At 52.0% G+C, this 11533-nt stretch carries 12 protein-coding genes and 1 tRNA gene; 6 read left to right on the plus strand and 7 right to left on the minus strand.

The features are described from left to right. The first annotated feature begins 96 nt into the window (after nucleotides 1–96). The gene (locus VE954_RS41660) at nucleotides 97–855 is read left to right on the plus strand and encodes a DUF2059 domain-containing protein (RefSeq protein WP_324964401.1); all 759 of its coding nucleotides are present in this window, start codon (nucleotides 97–99) and stop codon (nucleotides 853–855) included. Here VE954_RS41660 and VE954_RS41665 read toward each other — a convergent pair. From VE954_RS41665 to VE954_RS41675, 3 genes are all read right to left on the minus strand, one after another. Further along, complete coding sequence (locus tag VE954_RS41665; protein ID WP_324964403.1) at nucleotides 852–1664, minus strand: Cof-type HAD-IIB family hydrolase; 813 nt, start codon at nucleotides 1662–1664, stop codon at nucleotides 852–854. The two genes, VE954_RS41660 and VE954_RS41665, sit on opposite strands and share 4 nt — an antisense overlap. Further along, a complete protein-coding gene (locus VE954_RS41670; RefSeq protein ID WP_324964405.1) occupies nucleotides 1661–2623 on the minus strand; it encodes a small ribosomal subunit Rsm22 family protein in 963 nt (320 codons plus the stop codon). The genes VE954_RS41665 and VE954_RS41670 overlap by 4 nt, the downstream gene beginning before the upstream one ends. A gap of 101 nt (nucleotides 2624–2724) precedes the next feature. Continuing rightward, complete coding sequence (locus VE954_RS41675; protein WP_324964407.1) at nucleotides 2725–3210, minus strand: hypothetical protein; 486 nt, start codon at nucleotides 3208–3210, stop codon at nucleotides 2725–2727. A 143-nt stretch (nucleotides 3211–3353) separates the two neighbouring features. Here VE954_RS41675 and VE954_RS41680 point away from each other — a divergent pair, with 143 nt between their 5' ends. Next, the gene (locus VE954_RS41680; protein WP_324964409.1) at nucleotides 3354–4337 is read left to right on the plus strand and encodes a hypothetical protein; all 984 of its coding nucleotides are present in this window, start codon (nucleotides 3354–3356) and stop codon (nucleotides 4335–4337) included. Between the two features lie 42 nt (nucleotides 4338–4379). On the opposite strand, the gene VE954_RS41685 is transcribed toward VE954_RS41680, so the two are convergent. Together VE954_RS41685 and VE954_RS41690 are read right to left on the minus strand one after the other, a co-directional pair. Further along, nucleotides 4380–6299, minus strand: coding sequence for a glycoside hydrolase family 26 protein (locus VE954_RS41685; protein ID WP_324964411.1), 1920 nt, complete (start codon nucleotides 6297–6299; stop codon nucleotides 4380–4382). Nucleotides 6300–6801: 502 nt separating this feature from the next. After that, complete coding sequence (locus tag VE954_RS41690) at nucleotides 6802–7773, minus strand: sigma-70 family RNA polymerase sigma factor (protein ID WP_324964413.1); 972 nt, start codon at nucleotides 7771–7773, stop codon at nucleotides 6802–6804. 125 nt (nucleotides 7774–7898) lie between these two features. On the opposite strand from VE954_RS41690, the gene VE954_RS41695 reads away from it, so the two are divergent. Then, nucleotides 7899–8309 (plus strand): gamma-glutamylcyclotransferase, encoded by a 411-nt coding sequence (locus VE954_RS41695; protein ID WP_324964415.1) that lies wholly within the window; start codon nucleotides 7899–7901, stop codon nucleotides 8307–8309. Between the two features lie 45 nt (nucleotides 8310–8354). Here VE954_RS41695 and VE954_RS41700 read toward each other — a convergent pair whose 3' ends face one another. Beyond that, a complete protein-coding gene (locus VE954_RS41700; RefSeq protein WP_324964417.1) occupies nucleotides 8355–8843 on the minus strand; it encodes an OmpA family protein in 489 nt (162 codons plus the stop codon). Between the two features lie 234 nt (nucleotides 8844–9077). Here VE954_RS41700 and VE954_RS41705 point away from each other — a divergent pair, with 234 nt between their 5' ends. After that, nucleotides 9078–10022 (plus strand): TonB C-terminal domain-containing protein, encoded by a 945-nt coding sequence (locus VE954_RS41705; RefSeq protein ID WP_324964419.1) that lies wholly within the window; start codon nucleotides 9078–9080, stop codon nucleotides 10020–10022. Here the strand turns inward: VE954_RS41705 and VE954_RS41710 are convergent. Further along, entirely contained in the window at nucleotides 10012–10479 is a 468-nt protein-coding gene (locus VE954_RS41710; protein ID WP_324964421.1) for a Fur family transcriptional regulator, read from the minus strand. The genes VE954_RS41705 and VE954_RS41710 overlap by 11 nt on opposite strands. A gap of 196 nt (nucleotides 10480–10675) precedes the next feature. Here VE954_RS41710 and VE954_RS41715 point away from each other — a divergent pair. Both VE954_RS41715 and VE954_RS41720 read left to right on the plus strand, forming a co-directional pair. After that, nucleotides 10676–10762, plus strand: a tRNA-Ser gene (locus tag VE954_RS41715). A gap of 121 nt (nucleotides 10763–10883) precedes the next feature. Then, nucleotides 10884–11533: AAA family ATPase (locus VE954_RS41720; protein ID WP_324964424.1), on the plus strand; the 650-nt coding region annotated here is incomplete at its 3' end.

Genomic DNA, 11533 nt, shown 5'->3' on the forward strand with positions numbered 1-11533 from the left:
CGTTCTCGCCCTCGTCCTTCGTACTGGACAAGGGCTTGGGGTTCGGGCAGAACTGCAGCGATAGGATCCGCCGTCAGACTTGCCAAGAGGTTAAGCATGAAACGTAAATCAGTCTTATACGGTAACTTGATCCTGCTGGTGGGTGTCACCGCAGGGTATGCCGCTGCATTTTTTACAGTCAAAACCGTCGATAAACTCTCCGAGGACACACCTTCTGCCATCATAGCACAGCCCGAGGCCCCCTCCGAAGGAGCTTCCGCAGCCAGGAATACACCAGCTGTGACTCCGGCTGAGTCCGCTACCAATCTGTCCTCTGACGTTACCACGCTTCAAGCCCAACTTGTTGAAAAATCAGCAAGAATCGCTGAACTCGAGCAGAAGCTGGCCAGCCCAAACCACGACACCGTGACCCCAGAAGAAGACACGCCGGAGTATCGCGAGAAACTGGCGGCTGACCTGATGGAAGTCACTCGTACTAAAGATATGATCCAGCAAGCTTTCAAGGCGTCCTCGCAAATGATGGGCAAGGACCTGACCCCGGAAGGTCAGGAAGCGGTCAACCAGGCTATGTCCAGGATTTATAGCTGGGACAAGATGGAAAAAATGTTTTCGAAAGTTTACACCGATGTATTTTCAGCTCAAGAGTTGAATGACATGTCTGAGTTTTATCGCTCGGAAGTCGGTGTGGCGATGCTGAAAAAACAGCCTGAAGTCATGCAAAAAACCATGCAGCTGGTGCAGCAGGTCAATCAGGAAGCTCAGCCGAAACTGATGGCTGAAATGGAAGCCATCATGAAAAAACATCGGGTCAAAACCGCGGCCGGTAAAACCGAAACCGCACCGGTGAAAAACTAAGATTTCAACTGAAAGATTTCTTCCAGAATCTGGGCCACCCCATCCTGAGTGTGATGGGGGGCCACTCGATCCGCCACCGCCTTCACCTCATCATCACCGTTTTCCATCGCAATACCAAGACCAGCTGCGGCAATCATTTCCAGGTCGTTGGCTCCGTCACCAATCGCAATGGTCTCCTCAAGGGCAATACCGAGATGCTGGCACACGATGCTCATCGCCTGGCCCTTGTTGGATTCAAACGCGCTCAGTTCAATCCAGGGATATTCACGGAAATAGGTGAAGTGGACGAGGTCCCCGAACTGGTCCTGCAGCGTTTCATAGATCACCCTTCGGTCTTCACGCGCGTGCACCAGAATGGAGAGCACCGGCCCCTGGGGGACATTATCATAGGTGAACATGTTGGGCTTTTTCCCATACATGCCGATGAACTCATCGATGACGGGATCGTCCTGGAGCGCATAAAACCCTTCCGCTTCATCCAGCAGAATATTCTTCACGCCGCCCAAACCGCGACACACTTCCAAAAGACTATGCATGGTTTCAAAGGGGATGATTTGCGCCGCCAGCGGTTCACCAAAAAGACTTTTGTGCACCATGCTGCCCGAGAGCGAAATCACCGGGGAAGGGCTTTGAATCTGGGCGACGAGCCGCCGGATGGATTCCACGGGCCGCCCGGTGGCAATCACAATATGAACACCCAGAGCCACGAGCTTTTTCAAACAGGCGTTATTGCGCTCTGAAACCTGCGCCTGACGGTTGAGCAGGGTTCCATCCAAATCGATAAATACGGCCTTATACGGGTGCATCATCCATCCTTATCAATGATCAGCTTGTTTCTAGGCAGTACGGTCATGAATTCAGGTTCACTGAGAGCCTGGAAAATGTCCCCCGCATGTTTCTTTTGAAAATCGCCCGAGCAAATGCCTTGGTTGGTGCAGGCCACCCAGCGGCAATACCCTTTAAAGGCGCGGGGCCGACTTAATATCAAGGCCTCATCGGCTGGCGCCACGCTTCCCGTATAATGGGCCGGACGCACCGCAGCCAGCCAGGAGACGGGTAAACTGCGCAGGTCCACTTTCATGCGTTGACTGAATTCACGCCAAAAAGCGGAATGGTGAACCTCACGCGGCACGGGCGCAAAGAAATGACACCAATCGTTCTCACGGCCGGCCTGCAGCACCCCACAGCTCTGGCTGTGACGACAGGGGCCGAGGATATGATGGCTTTCGACGAGCCTGTCCCGCATGTGACTGAGTCGGCGGCTCTCCAAAGTACGTCCGGGTTCCACCCATAGCACAAGAGCTGCGGCCGCACTGAGCGTTTGGAGATCCTGCAGACTGCGGTCGTCGAGTTCGGACAGGACATGACTGACGAGCAGCACAAAGGGTTCGGTCGGCATCTGAAATTTTTTCATCGGCTCAACCGTGTGCCCGGGACATTCCTTTTTGATTTGCTGCGCCGCAAATCGCATGGCCCCAGCCGAACGATCAAAGAGGGAAACATGCGCATGGGGGATCAAATGGAGGCCCAGAAAACTGCGCGTGGCTATGCCAGTGCCACAGCCCCAATCGACCACCCGCGTGATACCGGCCACCTGCGGCAGGCGTTCGGCCAGGGCCTCGAGCACGGCCTGCCATTTCCAGCGAATGCGTTCCGCCAGCGTTTGATCATAAGCGCTCAGCCAGCGTTCATCGTGCCAGTAGTCCGGCAAATGTCCATCGGTATCCAAGAAACCTTGGCGCATCTTGTGTATGAGATTCCAGTCCATGGGATTGTCATGCCTGATCGAAGTGGGCGCAAAGAAAGCCCCTAGACTATGAATTTTCGGGTGCTTTGTCCACGTGAAGTGATGATCTTACGGCAGGGAAATTATTCGTTGCTGGCTTTTTGCTGCAGGCGGCTCAGGATGTCCTCAAGCATCTCGATCGAAAAGTGGGCCCTTATATGCTCGAAATAGAAGCTCTCCGCTCGTTCGGATTCCGGCTTGCTTTGGTGGCAAATGATGATCTGGTCCACCAGTTCTTTCCGGTAGGACTGCTCCTCCTGACGTTTCACACGATATTTGGCGAGATTCACGATCATAACACTTCCCTCTGGCGACCGTACTTGTAAGCAAGCTTGCTTGAACGAGCACCACTCGTAAGAAAGCCATTCCAGAACTTCTTCCATCAAAAATCTTAACGGTATCCGCTTTCTGCCGCTTAACTTTAATCCAACAAAGTTTTTTTTTGATTCAACTATCGGTCTGTTAGACGCAAGTCCTGGAACAATTACAGCCTTCGTAAGAAGCAAAAAAACCAAAGGGGCCATGTTTTTCTGGCTATTTGCAGAGGACTCAGCCGGGAGGAGTTCCATTCACCGCACGGGCTCCTGCCGGCGTCTGGCCCCGATTTCCATGCGACTTTTGAATTGTAACTATTTGTTATTATTAATACATTTTATTTCATTTATATCCCGGTTGGGAAACTGCCGAAAAGGTAACTAAGGGGGTTGCAACCATGAAATATTACCTTCGCCGTATGAAACAGGGCTTCAGTCTGGCTGTCATAATCAGCATGGGCGTCGCCTGTTCCAATCCCGGAAAATCCGGTGGTGAAACCCCCAAGGTGGTGGAAGAACCGAAGCAGAGCGCCGACGCCAAGCCTATCGTGGCCGCACCCACGGATACGACTGGCGCGCGCATTGTGATCAGCATCAAGAATCTGGCTGGTCTGAAAAGTGTCTCAGGGTATGTTGTGGACGGTGTAGATCAACATGGGTTTAAAGCCATTGACAGTGGTCACTATGCGTTCTTCAGTATGAAACCTGGCCGTTATGATTTTGTCGTGGAAGGCCAGAAAGGTGGTGACGACACCACTCAAGCCGCCAGCACAACCGTCGGCATTCGCATCAGTGGCGTTACGGTGAAAGCTGGTGAAAACACCGTGCTTCGCGAACCCATTGATCTGCAGCCCACCTTTGCGATCAAAGGTAAAGTTCGTCTGCTGGATGGCGTGACTCATGGCGCGATCAACGTGCAGATTCCTGGAACGCGCATCAAAACCAAAACCGAAGCGGATGGAAGTTTTGTTCTCGCCGGCGTCCCGAATGGGGCTCATGCGATTACGGCTGTCAATACCGGATATATCGATGCTGCCTATGAAACCCGGAACTGGTCAGCTCAGGATGTGCCTGAGCTGCAGCCTGTGACGCTCCTGCCTCAGGATCAGGCCTTGCCAACGGGCGTTCATTACAAAGGTGAGGGCATGTTGCCCAATGAAGAGAATATCGTCACCATCTTTATGGTGCGCCCGGCGGGTATGAATAAATTTAGAATCAGTGAGACGTCCGATTTCGCGGCGGCCACCTGGCAGGATTATCAGTCGTCGGTCGACATCAAGTTTCCAGCGGGTGGTGAACGCAAGGTCTTTGTCCAATATGCCAAAGACCAGCAGCAGTTGAGCGCCATTTTTAATGCCGACATTCCGATGGCGCAGCCTTAAGGTTCTGACTTGCGGCAGCTGGAAGCGCAGCCGAAGCTTGCCTCACGGCACCTTACAGCTATAACCATACTCAAAGCCCCAGCCATCACCATCCGGATCAGCAGTGCGCGACGCGCAGCGAGCAATTTCACAGCTGCGCTCATTCTCCCAACCCCAGCCATCTCCATCGGGATCAGATTTACCATCGAAGCAGTAGATTTTGCTGGCATTGGCTCCGGCTGGCTTCGCTGTTTGCACACGGCATGAGCGCCCATTTTCAAAGCCCCAGCCATCTCCATCGGCATCCGTTGAAGCCGAACTGCAAACGGCTGTCTGGCAGCTTCTATTGTTTTCCCAACCCCAGCCATCGCCGTCAGGGTCAGAAGCGAGCGACTGACAGATAATAATGCGGCAGGTGTGTTCGCTTTCCCAGCCCCAGCCGTCACCATCGGGATCCGCGGCTGCGGATGTACAGGTTGCATTCCGACAGGCACGGCCCGCCTCTGTACCCCAGCCATCACCATCCTTGTCACTGTCGCCCAACCGGCACAAGTTATCCGCGTCCGGGACTTGGATTTCGCGGGAAGGGGCCGGACCAGCCGCAGGTTTGGTTTGACCAAAGTTGGGTGAATAAAGACCGCCGACATCTTTCAGCATCATCGTTTTACTATCACCGGCAAAGTTTCTGAAGTCCGAGTAACCAGCATGCCCCACGTACGGGATATAATATTCGGTCGCGTTCAAGGCGCGGTTTTCCCAGGTCAGGGCATAGGCCAGCTTAATATCCTTATCACCCGTAAGCAGGGGCATCAGGTGCTTACTGAACCAGTCCGAGCTTTTGTTCACTTCATTATGCAGGTTATAGTTTCCGGTCTCGGTCAGCGCTGCAACCTTGCCTTCAGCCGTGGCAATTTGAGAAACTGTTTTCAAATAACGTGCGAACAGAGCCGTTTGATATTCGGGTGTTTCCCAGGGCTGGCCGTTATTCACAGAATAATAAAGGTCGAGGCCCAGCACATCCACATAGCTCGAACCAGGATAAAGACTCATGAAATCATCGTAGAGATCCTGGTCGGAAACACTATCATTTTGGGCTTTCGCAGCGTCGCAACTATGGCCTTCATGCTTACAAAGTTTATCGGGGGAAAAGGCGATCATCATATTGTTCAGGCCGCGGTTATTACGAAGATAATCGACCGACATACGGAAAAGCTTTTTATAAGCTTCAGTGCCCGAGATGACGTTTTTGCGTCCAAGATGCTTTTCACAGTCCCAGCTTTTTGCACCCCACCAGAACCAGCTGCCGTTCATTTCATGGAAGGGGCGGAAGATCATGGGCATCTGGTCCATGCCTTCGGTTTGCAGTTTGGTGGCGAATCGATCCAACTTTTGCGTGAAGAGCCAGTCCTTCCAGCTTAAACCGTTGACCCAGGGCTCTTCATTCACAATGCGACAAAGACAGCTGCGATTGCTGTCGTTGTTCCAATCATTGATCTTAAAGCCGTCGCCTGGGATGCCGCGATTGCCATTGGCATCCACGACGTCCTGCACATCGCAGCCGCGCATATGCCAGTCAAAGGTAATCATGCCACCTTGTGCGTTATTATAAAAATCGCGTGCCGCCTTCGCGTAAGCTGCCTGATTCCACGTTGGGTTTTTCATCGCAAAGTCCCAGACATCCATACCAAGCAAGGCTGGCTGATCGCCCACCAGTTGCTGAGCATCGGGTTCGGTGCCATAGGAACCATCACCCCAAGGCATTTGGCCTTCGCGTCCAACGCCTGATAGGTTGAGGCGCTGCTGCCCAAAGAGGAAGCGACCGGCCTTGGGTAATTCAGAAAGATTGGCATAAGCTTCATTTTTGAGCTGAACAGGATCCTCTGAACCAGAATTAAACTGGATGCTGGTTGGATCCAGCGGCGGTCGACAGGAAAATATGGCGAGCAAACTCAGCAGTCTGATGGCGTTCCGCATGGATTTCATGGCAACCTCAGTATCAATGTGTGACCTACAACTTTCGCACTATACAAGTCATGTGCCACAAGGAAATCCTCGCACAAATTACGTGAAAGCCTTATCTGCGGCCGCAATCCTGTTTCCAGAGCGCAACAGTAAAATCCCTGAAATTTTTTCAGCGTGAGTGTAATAAAACGAAATGATTGCGTTTATTGAAGTTTATCAGGCTGTCTCGATCCAGACACGCGATAAAACGGGAGGGGCGGCTTCGCCTCGCGCTAAAAACCGACAGTGACCAGACTGTAATCGGTGAGTTATACTGGTTTGGGGCAGCCCGCGTTAAGCATTGATTGTTGCAGTGGAACCGACAAACAGAAATCAGGGAGTTTGGTTTTCGGGTGGTGTGCAAGCCTTTCATCATGAAAGGAGCCTAAAGCCTGTGGACTAACACCCACCAATACGTTGGTGGGTTCCCTACGCAAATCAATGTGCGGGATGTCCTACCTATCCCTTTCTCTTTCTTCTTCTTTTACGTGCGAATCAGCAGACGTTTCATTTCCACGAGCGCTTTTTTGTGCAGCTTTTTAAAGGATGGCAAACTGAGCTGCATTTCCTCAGCAACTTCTCGCAACGTCTTCTCTTCAAAATAAAGTCGGTTAATCAAGGTCTTTTCCGGATCGATCATGCGGGACATGGCGCTATCGAGCCGCCTTTGATCTTCGATTTCCAGAAGCATCGAGAGCTGATCGAGGCTATGGTCCGGAGCCTCTATGTCGTCGAGGTCCACTTCGGTTTCAAATTCCAGGCCGTTGCCCCAGATTGCCTCAATCTGCAGCAGCTCTTCAAATTCCTCAGGCCCCAGTTTCAACCGCGTCCGCATTTCCTCTTTCGTAAAGGTCAACTCGCGAAGACGTGCGTCCTCGCGCAGCCTGGAGAGAGCCGCCAGTTTTTTACGGATCTTGAAAGGCACGGGATGCCGACGCGCCTGTTCCTCGCGCATGCTTTCGCGGATCAGGGGCCAGGCAAAACTTTTAAACGCGCCACGAGGCTTTTTGTAGAACTTTTGCGCCGCGCGAAACAGGGCCTCACGTCCGACACTCTGCAATTCCTGAAACTCGGCTTCATTCTCCATCCTGCCCGGGATGTGATAGCGAGCGGCCGCTTTCTTTACGATCTCCCAGTGGATCTCGACCAGCTTATGGGGCATAATTTGAACCGCATCGCGCAAAGCCTTGGCTAAAGGATCCGGGCCCTCCAGGGCCGCCAGCTGCCGATCCAGACGTGCAGGAAGTGGGTGCAGGCCGCGAGCCACCAGCAGAAAGAGGCGCAGGGCGTCCGGCTGGTTCCGCTCATCGATCATTTCGAGGTTCCAGCTCGGGGCCTGGACCAGGACTTGATTCAGAACCTGCTGCGGGTCAACCAGAGCCAAGGTCTCCAAAAGGTCCCGGCAACGCTGCCAGAGGTCCATAAAATACGCCTGAATCAATGAGTTATCGCTCACCGTTTCTTCCCTTCGTCTGGCCGTGGTTCCCACCATTTTAACAGTCCTGGTCTTCGCAGCAAATTCTTGCTTTTTTCGGCGGACTGACCTAAATGAACAGTCCAAATAAAAAAAGGAGCAGGCTGATGCCTCACCTCGCGGTTTACGGAACCCTCAGGGATCCCGATATCATCCGGACGGTATTAGGTCGCGACCCGTCCCCCTGGGCGCGCGGCACGACGCAGTTGCCCCACTGGTCCAGCTATTACGTCGAAGGCGCCGTTTATCCTGGCCTCAAACGTGAACCGACAGCGCAGCTCCAGCTTCAGTTGTATCAGAATATCCCCATGGATTGTTGGGAAAAGCTTTTAACCTATGAGGGTGCGGAATACAAGCAGGTGGGCATCAAGTTTCGGGGTGTGACCTACACACTCTTTGTGCCGAGTCAACGCACACCATTAAGTCCTTCCAAGTGGTCCTTGGAATCATTTCAGGCAGAACACAAGACTGGTTTTATGATGGGATTATCAGGCGAGACACTTGTTCGTGGTGCTTAAGGCAGGATCGTTGGAGCTCAGGTGAGCTCCAACTTATCATCGAACTTATTGAGCGAAAGCAAATTCCGCACGACGGTTCTTCGACCAGGCTTCTTCACCTTTGCCGTTGACCGCTGGCTTTTCCGAACCGAAGCTGATCGCCTGAAGACGATCGGCACCGATACCTACGGTTTGCAGGTATTTGCGCACAGAGTCCGCACGGCGCTGACCCAAGGCCAGGTTATATTCCACCGAGCCGCGGTCATCGCAATGACCTTCCACTTTCAATTTTTCTTTGGTGCTGGATTTCATGTGGGCAGCAATGGCGTCCAAACGAGCCATGCCTTCTGAAGTCAGCGTTGCGTCATCATACGCAAAGTAAACGATCTCAGCTTTGAATTCCAATTTTCCGTCCTTGGCGACAGAAAACTCATGCTCATCGGCTTTTTTATCAGTGGCTACGACAGCTTCTTCGACTTTTTTCTCATCATCTGTACAAGCTGTACCGACCAGACTTAAAAACATAACCGCGGACAAGAACAACTTCATCTTCATTAAAATACCTCCGGTTCAGATTCAGAATCACCACGCGGCGAACTGCAAGGAGATTTCCACATTTTGCCGAACCGTAGTTGACTGGAATTGGTCAGAAAAATTTTGTGCGCTGTCGTACCTTTGAACAATCACCGTGTCCAACTCCTTGACACCCCTGGCCAGAACCCACTCCCGGGTTGTAGGCGCGAGGAAAAGGATGTTAGTGTCGGGGAACGTTTGCGCAGAGAATGAGACATGAAACAGAACACAATACCAGTCAACCTTGACAGCCTATATCGGCGCGGACGGCGGCTCATCTTACTGCCCCTTGTCCTGTCGCTGCTGGTTCACGCCCTTATGTTGTTCATACTTGCTCAGATCTACGAACCTACACCCAAACCCAAAATCACCGCCAAGGTTCCGGTCCGTCTGGAGATCACGGAAAAGCCCCGTCAGGCGGATAAGGATGAGTCGAAGAAGAAGGACATTGTTCAAGACACGTCCAAGGAAAAGACCATTATTGAGGCCCCTATGCCCGAGACGGAGCCTCCCGTGGATTCGTCCCGATTGGGTGCCCAGAACCATAAGACCGCCCGGGAAATGAAGACACAGCCGCGCCCCAGTGCCAAGGCTGCTGATCCCACGCCCTTGCAGAATGGGCCTTTGCGCCTGAAGGTGGAACAGGCTCCTGGTGGCAAGATCAAGGTTCCCGCGGGCAAGGATTATAAGGAATTCCTGCCGAAACAGATCGATGTGGTGAACACCGGGCATAATGATTTTATTCCCGATAAACTGCCCGTCGGTCCTGTGCTGGATGTGAATACCACGGAGTATCGATTCATTGGTTATTTCACATCCGTGCGCAAACAGGTCGAGCTTGCCTATTACGACATCGGCCCGACGCTGCAGGGCAAGGATCATATTCGCGAAAAGATTGAGAATGTGGGCAAGGCCCATCTGCAGGGAACGAGTGTGATTCAGCTGACGGTGGCCCGCAGTGGACTCCTGATGGAAACCAAACTCGTGCAGTCATCCGGTGACAAGGATGTCGATGAATTTTGGGAGCGCGTCCTCAATCTGTCCGCGCCCTACCCGCCTTTGCCTCGGGATTTTCCTGAGGAGGAACTCAAATTCACGTACAAGCTTTATTATGATTTCGTGATCGCGGGCGAGAAACGCACCAGGCGTTTCATGTTTTAGGCTCGGTCTGACAACGGGCGCAGATGCCATCCAATTGAAAGAGATGTTTCTTCGGCTCGAACTGGTTCTGATGTTTCAGATACCAGAGCATCGGCGCCAGCACTTCTTCCGGCACATGAATTTCACTGGCGGCATCACAGCTGGTGCAGTGGGTCATGATATGAGTGCTGGCTTCGCAAGCCAAATGGGTACAGGCGATATAATCCCCGTTGGGTGCCACCTGGTGCACCAGCCCCAATTCCGAGAAGCGATCCAGAATGCGATACACGGTCACGGCATCGATGGATTCCTGTTCGTCCAGCTGCTCCGCTGTCTTCTGGAGGATGACTTTGGGTGACAGGGGCACCTTGGAGTGGGCCAGGCATTCAATCAAAGCCATCCGAGGCTTGGTCAGCCTTGCGCCGGATTCCTTCAATGTCTTGATACAAAGGTCCTTAAAACTCTCGCTCTTGCCCATACCTGATTCCGCTCAAAAGGTTACCAACGGCCGTCAACCCGGTACTAACCTGGGACCCCGCCTTACGTCAAGCTGTCAGAAGAGAACAGGCCGCCAGCTCGGCCGGAACTTTTGCGGCAAGAACCCGAAAAAACAGTGGAAGCTCGCTTTGGATTCAGTTAGGATCTGGCCCTCAAACGATTCCTCGATCGTTTATGGAGAGGTGGCAGAGTGGCTGAATGTACCTGATTCGAAATCAGGCGTCTGCGCAAGTGGACCGAGGGTTCGAATCCCTCTCTCTCCGTTTCTTTTTCCTCGAGTTCCTTTTTTCCCGAATATCTCCATGTCTTTCGACAAACCAAATAAAACAGTGGTAAATTATGTCTTTTGCACCTGCGTCTCGAACGAGCGCCAAAGGGACTTCTATGGCAAAACTAGACTACCTTTCTGTGAAAGGATTCCTAAGTATCGGCGAAATCGATAAGCTACTTATTGGCCCTGTAAATGTGCTAGTAGGGGCCAATGGATCAGGGAAATCTAATTTCATTCAGTCTTTTGAATTCTTACGTTCTGTTCGAAACGGCGCTCTGCAACAGTATACAGCTACTCGGGGCGGGGCCGAAAAAATGCTTTTCTTCGGATCAAAGACAACAAAAACCATAGAGTTTGAAGTCTCGTTCTCGGACAGCACCAACGGCTATAAAGTAAAATTCGCACCAACTGATGATGACAAATTATCCATTAAGTCAGAAATTTGCTGGTATTGGGACAAAGCTTATCCTAGTCCCCTGGAAAGGTTACTGACGCCAAAAGGCAGTGAGGCCGCAATAAGTCAACAGTCGGGAACAGAGATTGGAAAATACGTACGAAGACATTTGGAAAGTTGGCGAGTTTATCATTTCCATGACACTAGCTTCTCATCCCCGATGAAAAAGACTGCAGATATCAACGACAATCGGTTTTACCGTCCGGATGGCTCGAACATTGCTCCCTACTTGTATTTGCTTAAGAAAACCAATTCCCACGCCTATTCCCATATTTGTTCAACAATTCGCAAAATCGCTCCTTTCTTTCG

The organism is Oligoflexus sp. (assembly GCF_035638955.1).
GTDB lineage: Bacteria > Bdellovibrionota_B > Oligoflexia > Oligoflexales > Oligoflexaceae > Oligoflexus.